Below are 19451 nucleotides of genomic sequence, written 5' to 3'. Positions count from 1 at the left end.
CACTCTGCCAGTTACCAACTGACCCTCGCCCCTACGTTTACGGCCATCGCGCGCAGCTGATTGCTGTCGATGTTACTGCTGTAGTCTATGCCGCCATAAACGCTCACTGCTTTGGCGAAGATTAGCACCAAGCCGACTCCCAGGTCGGCCGAAGACGAACGCTGTTCAGTATCGATCCGTTCAGCACCGGCGAAGGTCACCGAGTCGGTGCCGGAAAAGGTGTGCCATAGATTGGCGCGCACATAAGGCTCCAGCGGCCGGCCACTGACTTCATAGCGCCCCTTGAATCTTGCACCGAGGCGACCGGTCCAGGCGTTGTCGGAATTGAATGAGACGTGGGAAACACCGTCATCCTGGCTGTCCAGCGAAACTTTTTGGTGGATGACTTGTGCCTGGGGTTCAATCACCCAATTACCCCCGATTGGAAAGGGGTAACCGGTTTCTGCTGATAACGTCAGCACATGACCGCGGTTATCCAACTTAAGACCCCGTTCGGAGTGCGCATCGCCGTCCAGCCGGGTGCCCATGATGACGGTGTCGACGTACCAGCCCCCAGGGTTGGTCAATGTCCAATACAGGCCATAACTGTCGCCTTCAACTTCTACGTTGCCAGCACGTTTGCCTTCGAACCCTTCGTTGAAACCGTCGACATCCCCCTGCAAACGCGTGTGACCGACAAAAAAACCGGTGCGTTGGGACTGACCTCCGGAGGTCTGCGAACTGTACAGGTCGTTACCCACCTGGAAACCACTGAGCGACCCATTCAGGCGTGGCGTCACGGTACCGGCCCGGGTCTGATCAAGGTTCTTGCCATAGGCTCGGCCCCAGCCAGCGCCCAATGCCCCGGTTTCATTGAGCAGCATCTGATCACCTTGGCGATCATGGAAGGTGCCGAGTGCGCTTAGGGTCAGTTGTGCGGCGGCGGGCGGCAGTATCGACCAGACGGGAACTTCCTGGCGATAAAGCGGGATTGGTGCCGCACCCGATACAGCGGCTGGTAAAACCGGTAATGGAGGACTGCCCGCCGGTGCCTCGGCGGGCACGGGCGTTGCGACAACCGGAACGATGAGTTGCGGCAATGTCGGATCGGGGTTGGGAACGGCCATGGTGGCCGGGGCCACGACTGCCGAGCGCAAATACCAACTGTTTTCTGTGCCCGGTGTGACGCCGCCCTTGAACAGTCGGTAATCGAAGGCACCGGCCGACACCGAAGTCTTGAGCGCAAAAGCATTGGCGTTGCTGACGGCCGTGCCTTGGGCCTGCACCAGTTGAATACCGTTCTGTTGCGTCAGCCCACCGGTCCCGCCCAGGTTGCTGACAGTGATCAACGTGCTGCCCGTTATCGACCCATTGATGACCACCAGTTTGTCGCTGGGTGAACTGTCGTCACCCACCAGGCTTTGCAGCAGCAACTGACCGCCGTTACCCGCGTAGCTGCCTTGCACGGTCAGCGTGTCATTGGTGCGGTTATTGCCGCTGCTCAGATCGAGGGTCCCTGCGTTATTCAACGTGGCAAGCTTTCCCGCGATAAAGGGCATCATGCTGCCCTGAGCGGACGTCAGCGTACTGCTGCTATCAATGTTGAACACGCCGGTGCCGCTGGCGCTGTCTCCCAGGACAAAAATGCCGGCAAGGTCCATTTTCGAACCGTTGCTCAGGTTGACCGACTCCCAGTTGGAGTAGCGCGCAGGGCCGGCGGTGGTGACGTGGTCGAAAGTCAGTACATCGTTGTCGTTGCCGCCATCGATTGCCGGGGTCAGGGCGAGGGTGCTTTCGGTCAGGTTGCGCAGGGTCACGCTGTCATTGCCGTCACCCATCAGGATGGCGGAACGGAGGATACCGCCGCCGTCCCAGAGCAGTTTGTCATTGCCGAAACTGGCGCGAACCTGGCCGACGATTTCCCCGCCTGTCACGGTAATGCTGTCATTGCCGCCGCTGACGCTGAGGTTGCCACCAATCCGCCCACCGGAAAGGATGATGGTGTCCTTGCCAAAACCGGTCACCAGATTGCCCAGGATCTGCCCACCCGACATGACATAGGTATTGTCGTCGAGCTTCATGTCGACCCGGCCGATGACTCCCCCGGTCATTTCTGCAAAGTCACCGTCTTCGAACACGTCGACAATGGTGCCGCCGGTCATCAGGAATCGGTCGAACCCGTCGCCTTGCGCCAGGGACTTAATCCTGCCGCCGTTCATGATGAACGTGTCAATGCCACTCTGTTGATGGACTTCGCCGGTAATTATCCCGTTGTCGATTTGCAGTGTATTGGCGCCAGTACCTTGATCGAGCACGCCAGCAAGGGTGCCCGAGCGCATCAATACCTGGTCACTACCTGCACCAAAGGTCACATTGCCATTAATGGTTCCAGTGCCATTGGCGGGGAAGGTCAGGACGTTATTACCCGACAAATCGGTGAGTGGCCCGCTAATGCCACTGTCGCACACATAGTTGTCGTTGCCGGCGGTAGATATGAGCGAACAGGCCGCATCGGCGATTTGCGACCAGCCCACACATAGCCAGAACGTCAAGGCGCAGGCCGAATAACGGTAGTGGGTCGCTTCCATGTTCGTCTCCACGCATCGATCGGCGCCACGACACCGTCACTCGTGGTGAGTGACAGCGTGTCAGGCGCACTTGGCAGCGCGAATTGCGAGACGACATCGGTAATGCAGGGTCCGAACTGAAAAGTCTTTGGCAACAGTGGCTGCTACGGGTTGTATATCCGAACGTGCAACGGATACGGATAGTTGCACCGTAACAACAGATGTTGAACGCCGCTACTGTCAGAAATAACAGGTAGGGGCGCGTATTTTCGTTCGAAGCAAGGACTTGAATGGAGCCCACCGGTCATTCAAAGGTGCACTTCCACCGCTAACGGCAGATGATCCGACAAATGCGTCCAGGGTTTGTTGCCGAGAATTCGTGGATCATGGCTGCTGGCATTGCGCAGGTAAATCCGGTCCAGGCGCAGCAAGGGAAAGCGGGCGGGGTAGGTTTTGGCCGGGCGCCCATGGGCGCGTTCGAAGGCCTCATGCAAATAGTCGCGACGGGCGAGGGAGACATTGCCTTGCAGCTGCCAGTCGTTGAAGTCGCCGGCGATGATCACCGGGGCCTGGTCGGGCAGGGACTCGAGCAATTGACACAGGAGCTGCAACTGCAACTGGCGATGGCTTTCGAGCAGGCTCAGGTGCACGCAAATCGCATGCACTTCTGCGTGCCCCGGCACTTCCAGCACGCAGTGCAACAACCCGCGTCGTTCGGGGCCGGTGATCGATACGTCAAGGTTACGAAATTCACGGATCGGGTATTTCGACAGTAAGGCATTGCCATGGTGGCCATTGGGGTAGACCGCATTGCGCCCATAGGCAAAATCCTTCCACATGCTGTCGGCGAGGAATTCGTATTGCGAGGTCTGCGGCCAGTTGTAGTAACGGGATGAATGCCGATCGTGTTCACCCACCACCTCCTGCAGGAACACAAGGTCGGCGCCTGTACTGCGCACCGCCTCGCGCAGTTCCGGGAGGATGAAACGCCGGTTGAGGGCGGTGAACCCCTTGTGAGTGTTGACCGTCAGCACCCTCAGGCGATGAATCGTCGGGGACGGGTGCAGGGCGGCCCGCTGCTCGGGATCGCTGGTCACGTTTGCTCCTCGAATCAGGACTGCTTATGCATGCGACTGATGTCGCTGCGAGCAGTTCAGTGCCACTGCAATTTTGTAGCGCTTGTAGCAGGTGTAGCAGGTGTAGCAGGTGTAGAGCCTGCGAGGCTGCGTTCGGCTGCGTAGCGGTCGTAAAACCTGCACATGCGATCTTTATGAAACACCGCGCCGTCTGATTTCACGACTGCTTCGCAGCCGGACGCAGCCTCGCAGGCTCGACAGCTGCTACAGCTGCTACAGCTGCTACAGCTGCTACGGCTGCTACGGGTTTTTCAGATGAACACGATTTCGTAAGGCATGCGTATGCGGTCCAGGATCACTCGGGGCAGCAGGGGGGCAATGCCCAGGGCCGGCTCGCCGTCGAGCTGGCTGGCATAGGCGTGGGTGGCGTGGCTTTTGCGCGCGACGGTCCAGGTGTCGAGGCGCACTTTGCGCGCTCGGTGCCAGGGCATCAGGCCATGGTCGCGAGCCGGCCAGTGCCACGCCCAGACAGGCATTTCATGGAACGTCGCGCCGACCTGGCTCGCCGCGAGGGCACAGGCACGACCGACGGCGTTATGATCAGACATGCCGTCTTCGCGCCAGGTACTGAACACGACGTCGCCAGCGCGCAAATAACGGGCAATGAATTGGGTCAGTTGCGTCTCGTGTTCGGCCAGGGCGTTGTCGGTGAAGCCGCCACGAATCCATTTCAGGCTGTGCAACGGCAAGCCAAGCCGGCGCAAGGCTTCGACGCTTTCCTGGCCACGAAACACGCTCAGGCGCTTCTCCGACCATTGTTGCGAACCCGGATGGGGAGCGCTGCCATCGGTGATCGAAATCAATTGCAGGGGATGTTCGAGGGTAGAGAGCAGTTGCAACAGGCCGCCACAGAAGACCACTTCATCGCCGGGATGCGGCGCGATCACCACGGCGCGGGCGCCGGTGGGGACCARGGTCTGGGTGTTGATGACCGGGATATTGTCCAGCTGCAGCGCACTGTTCCAGATTTGTGCTGGCTGGCTGCTGTCGATGATGCAGACGGGTTTCATCGGGCCTACGTCCTTGTTCTGTTTGATGACAATTGTGCAACGCTCCGTACCCTGGATTGTCGGCAACAGAGTATTGCTCAAGTCACGCTGTTCGTCGCGTGACGGTTTCATCTAAGTCCGTTTATTTTTAGTCGACTTGTAGCCGATTGCGTAAAGCGCCGCCCAAACCTGCGCGTGCGTCACTCTTCGTCCTCATGCTGCAATTCGAACAGCAGCAGTGAGCGGGCGGTCACTGAGTACTCGTGACCGAACTCGAAACGTTCCTGCCCACGAATCGACGGTTGATTGGTATCGATCATGCAAGTCCAGAAGCCACCATCCGGCACTTCCGGTAACGTGAAGTTGACGATGTCGTGGTGCGCGTTGACCACCAGCAACAGGGTCGCGTCCGCGCCTTTTCGGCGGATGCCGGTTTCCTGGGCGCGGCCGTCGAACAAGATCCCCAGGCACCGACCGTGGGCCTCTCCCCATTGTTCCTGGGACATTTCACCACCGTGCGGCGAGAGCCAGGTCACGTCCTTGACGCCAATGTCCTCGTTGTAATTGCCCACCAGGAAGCGCCCGCGACGCAGGATCGGGTAAGTCAGACGCAGCTTGATCAGGCGTTTGACGAATTTGAGCAAGGCCTTGCCGTCTTCGCTGAGGTCCCAGTTGACCCAGCCGATCTCGCTGTCCTGGCAATAGGCATTGTTGTTGCCTTCCTGGGTCCGGGCGAATTCGTCGCCGGCGACCAGCATCGGCGTGCCTTGAGACAACAACAGCGTGGCGAAGAAATTGCGCATCTGTCGCTGGCGCAGCTCGTTGATCTCGGGGTCGTCGGTCGGGCCTTCAACGCCGTGATTCCAGGACAGGTTGTTGTTGCTGCCGTCCTGGTTATTCTCGTCGTTGGCTTCGTTGTGTTTGTCGTTGTACGACACCAGGTCGTTGAGGGTGAAACCGTCGTGGGCGGTGATGAAGTTCAACGAAACGTAAGGGCGCCGGCCCCGCTGGTTGAACATCTCGCCCGAGGCGGTCATGCGGCTGGCGAAATCGGCGAGTTGGCCATCGTCACCTTTCCAGAACGCGCGCACGGTGTCGCGAAACTTGTCGTTCCATTCCACCCAGCCCGGCGGAAAGTTGCCCACCTGATAGCCACCGGGGCCGCAGTCCCAGGGTTCGGCGATCATTTTCACCTGGCGCAGCACCGGGTCCTGGCGGCAGGCCACGAGGAAACTGTGGCGCTCATCGAAACCGTCGTGGTAGCGACCGAGAATAGTCGCCAGGTCAAAGCGAAAGCCGTCGACGTGCATTTCCGAGGCCCAGTAGCGCAAGGAATCCGTGACCATTTGCAAGACGCACGGATGGCTCAGGTCCAGCGTGTTACCGGTCCCGGAATCGTTGATGTAGAAGCGTTTGTCGTCGGGCTGCAAGCGGTAGTAGGAGACGTTGTCGATGCCGCGCATCGACAGGGTCGGCCCTTGTTCATTGCCCTCGGCGGTGTGGTTGTAGACCACGTCGAGGATCACTTCCAGATTGGCTTCGTGCAGGTGCGCGACCATTTCCTTGAACTCGGCAATCTTGCCGCTGGCCAGGTAGCGTGGGTCCGGGGCGAAGAAGGCAATGCTGTTGTAGCCCCAGTAATTGGTCATGCCTTTGTGCAGCAAGTGTTGATCGTTGACGAAGGCGTGGATCGGCAGCAATTCAACGGACGACACGCCGAGCTTGCGGATGTGCTCCAGCACATCATCGACCATCAACCCGGCAAAGGTACCGCGCACATTTTCGGGAACCGAGGGGTGGCGCATGCTGATGCCGCGCACGTGGGTTTCGTAGATGATCGTTTTATCCCACGGCACGCTCACGCGATGGTCGTGGCCCCAGGTGTGTGCGGGGTCGATGACCTTGCATTTGGGCACGAAGGGCGCGCTGTCACGCTCATCGAAACTGAGGTCGGCGTCGGGGTGGCCGATGGTGTAGCCGAACAATGCTTCGGACCATTTCAATTGACCGACCAGTTGCTTGGCATACGGGTCGATCAGCAATTTATTGGGGTTGAAACGATGCCCATTGGCCGGGTCGTACGGGCCATAGACGCGATAGCCATAGATCAGCCCCGGATGGGCGTCGGGCAAGTAGCCATGGTAGATCTCATCGGTGTATTCAGGCAGCTCGATGCGTTCAAGTTCCACCTCGCCCGAGTCATCGAAAATGCACAGTTCGACCCTTGTGGCGTTGGCGGAAAACAACGCGAAGTTGACCCCCAGACCATCCCAGGTTGCGCCCAGCGGGAAGGGCAGGCCTTCACGAATTCGCGAGGCCTCGGCGCGAGGTTCTGGCGCGGCTTTCTTTGGCGTGGTCATAGGTGCTCCTGCAAACGGGGATCAAGTTTTTTTCGAGGACGAGCATGCCCAAAGTGGCGAGCGAACTCGCCACGTCATCGATCAAGGCAAAGCGCTTGGAACGTCAGGTGACCGGTGGCTTCTTCGWCGCGCGAGGCTTCTTCTCCAGCGCTTTTTCTCCCGGCGGAATTACTTTCGACGCTGCAGCGGGTTTGGCCTTGGCTTTGGGTTTGGCTTCGCTGGCTTTACCGTCCAGCGCGCCATTGGCCTTGCCGGCCGCAGGTTTCGCCGCGGCGGTTTTGCTAGCGGTGGCTTTCGGTGGTTTTTTCGGCGCCAGGGCTTCCGCTTCGGCCAGCTTGCGTGCCATCTCCCAGTGTCGGGCTTCCTGGCCCTCGGGTTTGCCCTCCGATTCCCAGATCTGATAGGCAAATTCGCGAACGCGTTTATCGTCGGTACTCATCGCAATGCTCCTGAACTGAACTCAAGCTTGGGTAAAGAGTTGGATAAAGAGATTGACCGGGACATCCCCCAGCGCGGCGCCGATGTTCAGCTCCCTGTTTTTTGTGACTGCGACGCTGGAAAAAAGTCCCTTCAGATTTTCGTCGGAGCAGGCGAACGGCAATTTGACCCGTGTATCGCCCCACTGCGGCGCATCAATCCTGGGTTGGGCACTGTTTTTCAGCAGTTCGGCGCAGCGTATCGGCACGATCACGATGGCGTGTTTTCCTCCCCGCGTGCGGGCAAAGGCCAACACGCGATGAGCCTGGCTGCCGACCACTTCAAGGGCTTGATAGGTCCCTCGCGAAAACAGCTCGGCATGCTCGGCCCGCAGGTTCAACACGTGGGCGATCAGCGATTGCTTGATGCGCCCGTCACGCCAGTTCGCCAATAGTTCTGGCAGGTCCGCAGTTCGCTGAAGTGCTCCCTGAAGTGCCCGTTGACGGCTGCCGTAATCCACCGGCCGGCGGTTGTCCGGGTCGACCAGGGTGAAGTCCCAGAAGTCGTTGCCCTGATAGAGGTCCGGTACCCCCGGCACCGTCATTCGCAGCAAGGTTTGCGCCAATCCATTGAGTGCGCCGGATGTTGCAATCGCGTGAACCGCTTTATCGAGAGCCGCGCGCAGCAGTTCACCTTCGGGCGCCGAAAACAGACGCTGGATGAACACCTGCATGGCGTGTTCATAGGGTTCGTTCGGCGCGCTCCAGCTGCTTTGCAATTTGGCTTCGCGCAGGGCTTTTTGTTGCCACTGCCAGAGACGTTTCGCGTAGTCCTCCAGTGCCGGCTCATCGTCGCCGCGCAGGGTCAGCGGCCAACTGCCGAGGATCGCCTGATAGAGGATTAATTCGTCGCCCGCCGTCGGCATCTGGTCGTCGTCGCGCAGTGGCCGGGCGAGCGTGCGCCACAGGGGGACTTGCTCGGCATACCAGGTGCTGAGTTCGCTCAATACGGCCAGGCGAGCGCGGGTGTCTTCGCCGCGTTTGTGGTCGTGGGTGGCGGTGGCCAGCAAGTTGTCCGGGAACTCGGACAGGCGCTGGGTGCAGGCCGCGTGAAAGTCCGACACGGGGGCGCTGAACTGTTCGGTGCTGAACCCCACGTCGTTGCGCGACAGCAGCACCGCCGAACGATAGAACGCGGTGTCTTCGACCGCTTTGGCGGCGGCTGGTGACGTCAGTTGCTGAAAGCGCACGCAAGCGTGTTTGAGGATCTTGCGCTGACGGCCCACCGGACGCTTGCGCCAGGGCTCTCCGCCGAGCCAGCGGGCCAGGCAATCGAGCACCGGCCAATCGGCTTCGTTCAGGGTCAGCCGAGCGCCGTTCAGCGCCTGCTGGAAAAATATCTCGTCTTCAGGAGAGCGGCCACGGGGGCTGATATACGTGCGGTACACCGGGAAGTGCACGATCAATTCCTGCAACGCCCGGCGGATCGCACCGAGGGTCAGGTCGCGGGTCATCAGGTCGTCGCGGGCGACTTGCAGCAAGGCCTGGGCAACGCTTTCGAAATCACCGGCCAACGAACCATTGAGGATTTGCTGCCGTGCCAGTTGGGCTTCCTGGCCAAAGTCGGCGGGCCGTTCGCTGTAGCGCTGCCAGAGTTTGCCGAGGGTGAGGGCGCCTTGCGGATCATGTTGCAGCAGCGACACCTGGTTCATGAACTCATACCCGGTGGTGCCATCCACCGCCCAGTCGCGGTGCAGGGTTTCACCCTGGCCGAGGATTTTCTCGACGTAGATCGGCAGGTGTCGAGCCGGTGACAGGCGATTGACCCGACGTCGCAGTTTGCGGCAGTAACCACGGGGATCGGCGAGGCCATCGATATGGTCGATGCGCAGGCCGTCAATCAGGCCTTGCGCCACCAGTTCGAAGATTTTCGCGTGGGTGGCCTCGAATACCGCCGGGCGCTCGACGCGCAGGCCGCCCAGTTCGTTGACATCGAAAAAGCGCCGCCAGTTGATGTCATCCGCCGCTGTGCGCCAGCTTGCCAGGCGATAGCTCTGGCGCTCAAGCAAGGCGTGCAAGCGCTGGAAGCCTTCGGGTGTGAGCGAGTCGTAGGCGCCGAGGTGCTGCTCGATCGACTGGCGCATCAGCGGGTCGCTGGCCAGTTCGCGCAACTCGGTTTTGAGTGGCGCCGCCAGGCGATGAGCGTCGGTTTGGTAACTCAGAGTGGTGAAGCGTTCTGCCAACGATTTAAGCGGTTCGGCACCGGTTGTCAGCAGTTCGCCGAAGTGCATCGGGCAGATCGGAAAGCGGTGATCGTAATGCTGCACGTAAAAACTGCCGCCTTGCGCATCGAAACGCAGGGGCAGGGCGCCGTCCTGTAACGCGATGCCGTAGTCGCTGCCAAGGAAGGGCAGCAATAACTGGCCTTCCATCAATGGGTCCGGCGAGTGCCACTGAATGTCGAAGAACTCGCCGAAGGGACTCAAGCGCCCCCATTCCAGCAAATCCAGCCACCAGGGATTATCCGCGCCACCCACGGCCATGTGGTTGGACACGATGTCGAGGATCAGCCCCATCCGCTGTGCGCGCAGGGCATCGACCAGACGCCGCAGCGCCGCCTCGCCACCCAGCTCGGGATTGACCGTCGTCGGGTCCACCACGTCGTAGCCATGCAGGGAGCCTGTGCGGGCGGAAAGCAGGGGCGAGGCATACACGTGGCTGATGCCCAGACTGGCGAAATACGGCACCAGCGGCACCGCTTGATCCAGGGTGAAGCCTTTATGAAATTGCAGCCGCAGGGTCGCCCGCGGCGGTTGGATAAACACAGGCGTCATTGGTCACGCTCACCTGCCTGAAGCCGCGCACAGGCGAGCAGTTCCAGGCGCCGGGCCGCGTCTGGATCATCGAGCAGGGCCTCGCTGTCGCCGGGCAGGCGCCGTGACCAGTTCGGGTGAGTGTCGATAGTGCCGGGCAGGTTGGCCTGCTGTTCGATACCGAGGGCATCTTCCAACGGCAGCAACACCAGTGGTGCGCGGGTATGCCCGAGAAACCGGATGCTGGCGTCGAGCACCTGATCGGTTTCGTAGGATTCTTCGCGAAAATTCTGCGGATCTTGGCTCAACACCCGACGCAAGCCTTCACGTTCGCGCTCGCGATGTTGGCGCCATTCAATTTCGCCATTGGCGTCGATCAGGCTGAGCCGGGCGTTCCAGTCAATGTCACGACCATGCCACCAGCCATTGAGCGTCGGCAAGTCATGGGTGCTGGTGGTCGCCAGCGCGTTGTCCGGCCAGTCGAGGATCGGTTTGAAGTGGGCGTTGTCCTGTTCGAACAGCAACACGCGCATGCCGAGGATAGAGCGTGCAATGAGTTTTTCCCGCAGGCCATCGGGCACGGTGCCGAGGTCTTCGCCCAGCACAATGGCTTGATGCCGATGGGATTCCAGCGTCAGGAGCCGCAGTAAATCGTCGACCGGGTAATACAGGTACGCGCCGTCGCTGGGGGGCGCGCCGTTGGGGATCACCCAGAGTCGTTGCAGGCCCATGATGTGGTCGATGCGCAAGCCGCCGGCGTGGGCGAAATTGGCGCGGAGCATTTCGATGAAGGCGCGAAACCCGTTACGCACCAGGCCCTCGGGCGAAAACGCGGAGATGCCCCAGCCCTGGCCGGTACGGTTGAGGATGTCCGGCGGCGCACCCACGGTCAGCGAGGCGAGCAACTCGTCTTGCCGGCTCCAGGCCTGACTGCCGCCGCCGTCGGCCCCCACCGCCAGGTCGGCGATCAGGCCAATGCTCATGCCGGCGCTCCGGGCGGCGGTTTGCGCGCGCTCCAGGCACCGGGTAATCAGCCACTGGCAGAAGGCGAAGAAGCCGATGCGTGCCACGTTCTCTTCAGCGAATTCGGCGAGGGTGGCGCTGCGCGGGTCGCGCCATTGCTCGGGCCACTCGCGCCAGTCGAGGCTTTCACCCAAGGCGGCGCGGTGCTCTTGAAGGGCTTCGAAGCGACAGTGGTTTTCCAGCGCTTCACCCGAGGCATGGCGAAAGCTGCTGAAGTCTTCATGCAGCGGGTGTTCGCCGTGGACAAAACCTTCGTATAACGCCAGCAATACACGGTGCTTGGCTTGCGCGGCCACGGGCCAGTTAATCAGTGGCTGTTGTTCGAGCTGTTGCAGTTCGGTGGTCAGCCCGGTGGCGTCAATCGCCGCGCGCATCGCACGTTCACCGAGGACGGCTCCGGGTGCGGCGTACAGACTGTTGAGAAACAAGCGGCTGGACGGCGAATACGGGCTGTAGCGCTGGGTGTCGCTGCTGAACATGGCGTGCAACGGACTGATCGCCAACGCCTCGGCACCGCGTTCACCCGCCACCCGGGCGAGGTCCTCCAGCGCCTGGGTATCACCGAAACCGCCATCGCCGACACGGCGCAATGAGTACAGCTGCACACTCAGGCCCCAGGTACGTGGGATCGGATTGTCGACCGCGTCGCCGACGCTGTAGCAACGGTCGGGCGCCACCGCGAGGGTGAAGGATTGCCCGTCGATGCTGACGTGCTGGTAGCCGACCGGAATCAGCCCCGGCAGCACGGCCTGAGCGTCGAGTTTCAGGTAGATCCGCGAGCCGTCTTCGAGATGAATGTCGCAGGGCGTTTCGGGCTCGAAGTACCGCGCCAGATCGAGGCCGCCACCGACGTCGACCGTCATCAGCGGCGGCAGGTGGTGGGTTTGCTGGACGGTTTGCAGCTCTAGCAGGCTCGCATCGATTTCCTGGGCGCTGCCCGCCGGATGGCCGAGGCCAGTGAGGACCGCGCGCAACACCGACGGCGCTACTTTCTGTGGGCGACCATTGGCGTCGATCCAGTCGACGGCCAGGCCTGCGCGGCTGGCCAGTATTTCTAGTTGCGCGTCGCTCATGGGCGCTCTCCATTTGAATCTGGCAAAGGGGCTGCGGCCGTGAGGCTGACGAGCGCGCAATACGGGGCAAGTTTGCCCTGGTGCAACAGGCCGGCCGAGTGGGGCGGGTGTTCGAACAGCAAGATCGTGTCGGCCTGTGGGGTGTGGACCACCGGCGCGTCGCTGAGGTTCAGGTCAATGCGCAGCTCACTGCCATCGCCCAGTCGCCAGCGGGCGCTCACCGCCGCGTAGCCCAATACGTCGGTGCCCAATGCCTGGGTGCCGGGCAGGCGCGGGATGAGGTGCTGGTGGCGCAGTTGCAGCAGGCGCCGGTACAGCTCGTGTATTGCCGGCAGTGCGCTGGCGCTTCGCTGCGGTTGCGAGGCTTGGAAGGTCTGCGGCGCATTGGGGTCGGGAATCTGTTCGCGCTGCTGCGGATCGGCAAAGGCTCTGAACGCTGCGAATTCATTGCGCCGACCTTCGCGCACCTGTTCTGCAAGCTCGCCGTGGTGGCTGGTGAAAAACAGGAACGGTGACTGTGCCGCGAATTCGTCGCCCATGAACATCAGCGGGATCATCGGCGACAGCAGCAGCAACACGGTGGCCGCATAAAGTGCATCGGGGTGGGTCAATTGGTGCAACCGTTCGCCTAACGCGCGGTTGCCGATCTGGTCATGGTTTTGCAGAAACAGCACAAAGGCTGTCGGCGGCAAGTGACTGCTGGGCTCGCCACGTGGCGTGCCGTGGCGGTTGATATGGCCCTGAAACACGAAGCCCTGGCTCAGGCAGCGAGCGAGTTGTTCGGTGGGTTGTTCAGCGTAATCGGCGTAATAGGCGTCGGTTTCGCCGGTCAGCAACACATGCAGGGCGTTGTGGCCGTCATCGTTCCACTGTGCATCGAAGCCTTTTTCCAACAGGCTGGCCTGATTGTGTTCGTTTTCCACCATCAGCCACACATGGCGTGTGGGTTCGGTTTGCTGGCGCACCCGTCGCGCCAGTTCTTCAAGGAAGTCCGGGCTTTCAATGGCGTGCACCGCGTCCAGGCGCAAACCGTCAAAGCGATATTCGAGCAGCCACATCAATGCGTTATCGATGAAAAAATCCCGCACCTCGCGCTGCCGGAAGTCGATGGCCGCGCCCCATGGCGTGTGCTTGTCGTCGCGGAAAAACCCCTTGGCGTAATGATGCAGGTAATTGCCGTCCGGGCCGAAGTGGTTGTAGACCACGTCGAGAATCACCGCCAGGCCGAGGCCGTGGGCGGTGTCGATCAAGTGTTTGAGTTGCTCGGGCGAGCCATAGGACGCCTGGGGGGCGTAAGGGAAAACACCGTCGTATCCCCAATTGCGCTCGCCGGGAAACTGCGCCAATGGCATCAGTTCAATAGCCGTGATGCCGAGTTCAGCGAGGCGCGACAGGTGCTGCTCGACGGCGCTGTAACCGCCGAGTACACCGACGTGCAGCTCGTAGATGATCGCTTCGTTCCATGGCCGACCTTGCCAGGTGTTGTGTTGCCATTGATAGGCCAGCGGATCGACCACCACGCTGTGGCTGTCGATATCGCCGGCCTGCGCGCGGGAGGCCGGGTCCGGCACCTCGAGCTCGCCATCGATGTTGTAGCGGTAACGGGTGCCCGCGAGGCAGCGGGTCTTGATCACGAACCAACCATCCGCCTGAGGCAGCAGCGGCAAGGATTGTCCATTTTCCAGTTCGACACTGACGTAAAACGCATCAGGCGCCCACAAGGCAAAACGCGTGTGCTCTGCGTCCAGCATGATTGCGCCGTGGGGCCAGGTCTCAAGGGTCCGTAACGGCATCGTTGAAAACCTCTTCTCTTATTGTCGGCCCGATTTACCCAAGGCCTTCGCCACAAGCTGTTCGTAGAGTTCGGCGTAGGGTTCCACTGCCTTGCACCAGTTGAAGGGGGCTGCCATCGCCCGGCAACGCATCGCATGCAGCAGGTCGGGGAAGGCGAACACCTTGAATGCACGGCTCAGGGCTTCCTGGTAACTCTCGACGGAGGATTCGTCGAACAGGAATCCGGTGACGCCGTTTTCAATGGTGTCGGCCAGGCCGCCAGTATTGCGCGCCACCGGCAACGAGCCGAAACGCTGGGCGTACATCTGGCTCAAGCCGCAGGGTTCATAACGCGAAGGCATCAGCAGGAAATCGCTGCCGGCGAACATGCGACGGGCGTCAGTTTCGTTGAAGCCGATGCGCACGCCGATCTGCCCCGGAAAACGCAAGGCCAGCTCACGCATGGCTTGTTCTTCTTCCGGCTCGCCACGGCCGATGATTGCAATCTGGCCGCCGGATTTGACGATGTATTCGGAGACCGCTTCGGTCAGGTCCAGGCCTTTCTGATAGACCAGCCGCGAGACCACTGCAAACAGCGGACCCTTGGAGTCTTCCAGGCCAAACAGTTCGCGGACGTGCGCGGCGTTGACCGCTTTGCCGTCCCAGTCGCCAATGCTGAACGGGCAGAACAGGTGGGCGTCGGTGGCCGCGTCCCAACTCTCATCGATGCCGTTGGGAATGCCGCTCAGCAGGCCTTGCTGGGTCTTGGCGGCAAGAAAGCCATCGAGACCGCAGCCGAAGGCCGGCGTGGTGATTTCCTGGGCGTAAGTGGCGCTGACGGTGGTGATGTGGCTCGAATACGCCATGCCGGCCTTGAGGAACGACATCTTGCCGTAGAACTCCATGCCTTCCTGTTGCAGGGCGTGTGCGGGTATGCCGAGTTCAGGGCACGAACCCAGACTGGTCACGCCCTGGTAGGCCAGGTTATGGATGGTGAACAGCGTTGGCGTACGCTGCCCGCGCCAGTGCATGTAGGCCGGCGCCAGGCCCGCAGGCCAGTCATGGGCATGCACCAGATCCGGGCACCAGTGAATTTGCGCGAGATTGGCAGCGATATCGGCGGCGGCGAGGCCCAGGCGGGCGAAGCGAATGTGGTTATCTGGCCAGTCACGGCCATTGTTGGCGCCGTACGGCGAACCTTCGCGCTCGTAGAGCTCAGGGCAGATCAACACATAAATGACCAGACCGTCCGGCATGTCCATGCGCCCGATCTTGCAGGGCGGCAGTGCGGCGTGCCCACCCAGTTCACCAATGATATGAATCGGGTTTTCGCTGTGCAGCACTTGCGGGTAACCGGGAATGAGTACCCGCACATCGTGCAGGTGCGACATGGCGCGAGGCAGCGCGGCGGAAACGTCGCCCAGGCCACCGGTTTTCACCAGATCGGCAATTTCGGAGGTGACGAACAACACTTTTTTTCTGTTTGGATTCTGACTGGCAGCTGGTGTCAGCGTCTTGGTCCCGGGGACGCTGATCGATTGCGCGCTCGGTGCATTGACGGCGCTCGATTCGCCGACCTGCTGATGAGCACGTTCTCCCTGAATATCTAAAGCCGCACTAATCATATGAATCTCCCGTGGTGTTGATCTAATGCTTAGGTCTGGCACAAAGGGGGTGGCCCTATCCTGTGGCCGGGCGCAAACGCGCACGCATCGTGGCAAATGCTGCCCAATGCGTTGAAGCAGATGGGTGGAGGGGCCGTTGCAAGGAATGCACCAGTCGCTGTAGCCCTACCTTTAACCTGACCCATGGCCAGGACCGAAAGTTTCGAGTTTTTTACAGCCAGATGACCGACCGGTTTTACCTCGCGAAAATGAGTCTAGGCCAGATCCTAGAGCGGGGCGGGTCAAGTGGTGAAATTGTTCGACAATCGGTTTCTAGAGGGTAAAAGAACAACGTCCGGAAGGGGCAAACGCACCGACGAAGTGCATGTTTATTTTTGGGGGCGGGTCAAAACGGGACTGGCGAGTCACGGAAATGGGCGTGGGGGGAGAGGTGGTGCACTGTTGCGGTGCGTTCAGTTTGTATTTTTTATGTCGGTTTTTATGGCCCTTTCGCGGGCAAACCCGCTCCCACACGATTTTGTGAACGCTACAAATCAATTGTGGGAGCGGGCTTGCCCGCGATGAACGATCACTCGGTCTCAGGTGAGCTGCCGGATTGGATTCCCCACCGACCATGCCTGAATATCCTCGATCATCTGCGAAAAGAACAAATGGTAGTTCTGTCGGCTCACATACCCGACATGCGGCGTCGCCAGCACGTTCTCCAGGGTCCTGAACGGATGATGTTCAGGCAGTGGCTCCACTTCGAACACATCCAGTGCCGCCCCCGCCAACCGATTCTTCTGCAACGCCTTGATCAGCGCCGCCTCGTCGACAATCGGCCCGCGCGCGGTGTTGACCAGCAGTGCCGTGGGCTTCATCCAGTCCAGCGCCTGTGCGTCGACCAGGCCCCGGCTGCGCTCACTGAGCACCAGATGCACCGACAACACATCCGCTTGTTCGAACAGTTCCTGCTTGCTGACATAGGTCACGCCGACTTCGGCTGCCGCGTCACTGGTCAGGTTCTCGCTCCAGGCAATCACCCGCATGCCGAACACTTGCCCGAACTGCGCGACGCGCTTGCCGATGCTGCCCAGCCCAAGGATCGCCAAGGTCTTGCCGTATAAATCACCGCCGAGCCCTTGTTGCCATTGACCGGCGCGCAASGCGTTGGCTTCGACCACGAGGTTGCGAGTGGCGGCCATGATCAGCGCCCAGGTCAGTTCTGGCGCGGCATGTTTGTAGCTGTCCGTGCCGCAGACCTGAATCCCCAGCGCAGCCGCCGCTTTGAAATCCAGTGCCGCGTTGCGCATGCCGCCGGTCACCAGCAGTTTGAGTTTCGGTAGCCGCCGCAGCAGGTCTTCATCGAACCGGGTGCGTTCGCGCATCACGCAGATCACTTCATAGGCGCCCAGACGCTCGGCCAGGGTTTCATTGTCGGCCGGGTAGTCATGGACAAAACTCACCTCGCCGACGTTTTCCAGCACCGACCAGTCCACCACGTCGCGAGCGACATCCTGCCAGTCATCGATCACCGCAATCTGCACCGCCATCCGCCTTACCTCATCAATGAACAGGGTTGGTTTTGTTCAGCCAGTCGAGCAAGGCCTTGTGAAATTGAGCCGGTTCTTCCATCTGCGGCGCGTGGCCCATGCCGGGAAATTCAATCAGGGTCGACTGCGGAATCAGTTTTGCCACTTCCTTGCCCAGTACGTCGTAGTGACCGAGTCTGGCCTTGACCTCTGGCGAGGCAATGTCACTGCCGATGGCGGTAGTGTCGGACGTCCCGATCAGCAACAGCGTGGGCATCTTCAGGTCTTTGAATTCGTAATACACCGGTTGGGTGAAGATCATGTCGTAGATCAGCGCCGAGTTCCACGCGACCTGTGTATGCCCCGGGCCTTTGTTCAGGCCGGCGAGCATGTCGACCCAGCGATCGAACTCTGGCTTCCAGCGGCCACCGTAGTAGGTGTTGCGCTCATAGGTGCGGATACCGTCGGCATTGAGCTGCAGTTCGCGCGCGTACCATTGATCGACCGTGCGGTAGGGCACGCCAAGGGCTTTCCAGTCTTCCAGGCCGATGGGATTGACCAGCGCCAGTTGTTCGACTTGATCGGGATATTGCAACGCATAGCGGGTGGCGAGCATGCCACCGGTGGAATGGCCGAGGAGGCTGGCCTTCTGAATGCCCAGGGCCTTGAGCAGTTGTTGGGTGTTGGTTGCCAGTTGCTGGAAGCTGTACTGATAGTGATCGGGCTTGCTGGAGGTGCAGAAACCGATCTGGTCCGGTGCGATGACGCGATAGCCGGCCTCGCTGAGGGCTTTGATCGAACTGTCCCAGGTTGCGCCGCAGAAGTTCTTACCGTGCATCAGGACGACGCTGCGCCCGTTGGCCTTGCCATGGGCGGCGACGTCCATGTAACCCATTTGCAAGGATTTGCCTTGGGACTCAAAGGCGAAATGCTTGACGGTGTAGGGGTATTCGAAGCCTTGCAATTCAGGGCCGTATTCCGGTCCTTCGGCATGGGCGGCAAGGGGCAGTGCGGCGGTCAACAGCAGGCTGGGCAGCCAGCGGGAGAGGGCGAGGGGCATGGGTGAACTCCGTAGAAAATCCGCCGATGCTGAATCGACATGATTAGCGCGACATTAAACACAGGCAATCGCCGCGCCTGATCGTTCAACCCACCCAGCCCAACGTGGCCAGGGCCAGCACGCCATAGCGGGCGCCTTTGGCCAGGGTCACGATCACCAGGAATCGCCCCAGGGGCTCACGCATGACGCCAGCCACCAGCGTCAGCGGGTCACCGATGATCGGGACCCAACTCAGCAACAAGGACCAATGGCCGTAACGCTGATAGTGCTTTCGCGCCTGTTCCAGATGTCCAGGGCTGACCGGAAACCAGCGCCGGTCGCGAAAGCGTTCGATGCCGCGCCCCAGCCACCAGTTCACCAGCGAACCGAGCACATTGCCCAGTGTGGCGACGGCCAACAGCGACCAGAGCCAATAGCGGTCGCTGAGCAACAACCCCACCAGCACGGCCTCGGACTGCAACGGCAGCAGCGTCGCGGCACCGAACGCCGCGAAGAACAGCCCGAGGTAAGCACCCGACATCAATGGGCGGGGTAATCCGCCACCACGACATCCGTGCCGTCCTTTTTCAGGCCGATCACTTGATAGGCATCGCTCATGCCGTCCATTTCCATCCCGGGCGAACCCATGGGCATGCCAGGGGCTGCAACACCGAGCAGATCGTCACGCTTGCTCAACGCCAGCACCTGATCCGCCGGGACATGGCCTTCGACGAACTTGCCGTTGATCAATGCGGTATGACACGACGCCAGACGCGGCGGCACGCCGTGCTGTTGTTTGAATTCGCTCATGTTGGTTTCGACATGGTCTTCAACCTTGAACCCGTTGGCTTCAAGGTGGCTGATCCATTTTTTGCAACAGCCGCAGTTGGCGTCGCGGTGAACTTCGATGGGGATCAGGTCGGCGGCCTGGGCCAGGGAGGAAATGAGAAGGGCGCTCAGGGCGGCCAGACGCAGGTGGGTTCGCATGGGAGGGATCTCGACTCGGGTGACGGTCAAAAAAGACGCATTTTGACCAGTTTAGCCACGGATGAGGGAGGAGAGTGTTTCTAAGTAATGCAGAAATAACTGCACAGACAATGCAAAACCAGTAGGAGCCGAGCTTGCTCGCGATAGCAATGTGTCAGCC

Annotated in this window: 13 protein-coding genes; all 13 read right to left on the bottom strand. The window is 60.7% G+C overall.

From position 1 onward, the window contains the following. Positions 1-11: 11 nt before the first annotated feature. The gene (locus tag AC1D2P_RS08095) at positions 12-2567 is read right to left on the bottom strand and encodes an autotransporter family protein (protein ID WP_477758139.1); all 2556 of its coding nucleotides are present in this window, start codon (positions 2565-2567) and stop codon (positions 12-14) included. Positions 2568-2854: 287 nt separating this feature from the next. Further along, a complete protein-coding gene (locus AC1D2P_RS08090; RefSeq protein WP_477758138.1) occupies positions 2855-3643 on the bottom strand; it encodes an endonuclease/exonuclease/phosphatase family protein in 789 nt (262 codons plus the stop codon). A 290-nt stretch (positions 3644-3933) separates the two neighbouring features. After that, positions 3934-4692, bottom strand: a complete 759-nt coding sequence (locus AC1D2P_RS08085) for a PIG-L deacetylase family protein (RefSeq protein ID WP_109786578.1) — start codon at positions 4690-4692, stop codon at positions 3934-3936. 179 nt (positions 4693-4871) lie between these two features. Next, positions 4872-7031, bottom strand: a complete 2160-nt coding sequence (gene glgX, locus AC1D2P_RS08080; protein WP_046032198.1) for a glycogen debranching protein GlgX — start codon at positions 7029-7031, stop codon at positions 4872-4874. 103 nt (positions 7032-7134) lie between these two features. Beyond that, positions 7135-7470 carry a DUF2934 domain-containing protein gene (locus AC1D2P_RS08075; RefSeq protein WP_477811378.1) on the bottom strand — a complete coding sequence of 112 codons (336 nt, stop codon included), beginning with the start codon at positions 7468-7470 and terminating at the stop codon, positions 7135-7137. A 21-nt stretch (positions 7471-7491) separates the two neighbouring features. Next, positions 7492-10281: a malto-oligosyltrehalose synthase gene (locus AC1D2P_RS08070; RefSeq protein WP_477758137.1), complete on the bottom strand. Its 2790-nt coding sequence runs from the start codon at positions 10279-10281 to the stop codon at positions 7492-7494. Continuing rightward, positions 10278-12356, bottom strand: a complete 2079-nt coding sequence (gene malQ / locus AC1D2P_RS08065) for a 4-alpha-glucanotransferase (protein ID WP_223525509.1) — start codon at positions 12354-12356, stop codon at positions 10278-10280. Before malQ ends, AC1D2P_RS08070 begins: the two co-directional genes overlap by 4 nt. Further along, positions 12353-14149: a malto-oligosyltrehalose trehalohydrolase gene (gene treZ / locus AC1D2P_RS08060; protein ID WP_477758136.1), complete on the bottom strand. Its 1797-nt coding sequence runs from the start codon at positions 14147-14149 to the stop codon at positions 12353-12355. The genes malQ and treZ overlap by 4 nt, the downstream gene beginning before the upstream one ends. 18 nt (positions 14150-14167) lie before the next feature. Beyond that, positions 14168-15754, bottom strand: coding sequence for a glycogen synthase GlgA (gene glgA / locus AC1D2P_RS08055; RefSeq protein ID WP_109786479.1), 1587 nt, complete (start codon positions 15752-15754; stop codon positions 14168-14170). 578 nt (positions 15755-16332) lie between these two features. After that, positions 16333-17286 carry a D-2-hydroxyacid dehydrogenase family protein gene (locus tag AC1D2P_RS08050; RefSeq protein ID WP_109786478.1) on the bottom strand — a complete coding sequence of 318 codons (954 nt, stop codon included), beginning with the start codon at positions 17284-17286 and terminating at the stop codon, positions 16333-16335. A gap of 13 nt (positions 17287-17299) precedes the next feature. Beyond that, complete coding sequence (locus tag AC1D2P_RS08045; protein ID WP_258665835.1) at positions 17300-18325, bottom strand: alpha/beta fold hydrolase; 1026 nt, start codon at positions 18323-18325, stop codon at positions 17300-17302. 85 nt (positions 18326-18410) lie between these two features. Next, a complete protein-coding gene (locus AC1D2P_RS08040; protein WP_046032206.1) occupies positions 18411-18845 on the bottom strand; it encodes a YqaA family protein in 435 nt (144 codons plus the stop codon). After that, positions 18845-19291 (bottom strand): DUF411 domain-containing protein, encoded by a 447-nt coding sequence (locus tag AC1D2P_RS08035; protein ID WP_046032207.1) that lies wholly within the window; start codon positions 19289-19291, stop codon positions 18845-18847. The genes AC1D2P_RS08040 and AC1D2P_RS08035 overlap by 1 nt, the downstream gene beginning before the upstream one ends. Between the last annotated feature and the right edge of the window lie 160 nt (positions 19292-19451).

This window comes from Pseudomonas sp. P1_F1_2, assembly GCF_056405815.1.
Note: the sequence above shows the minus strand (reverse complement) of the source record. Positions and strands in the feature narration are given on the sequence as shown.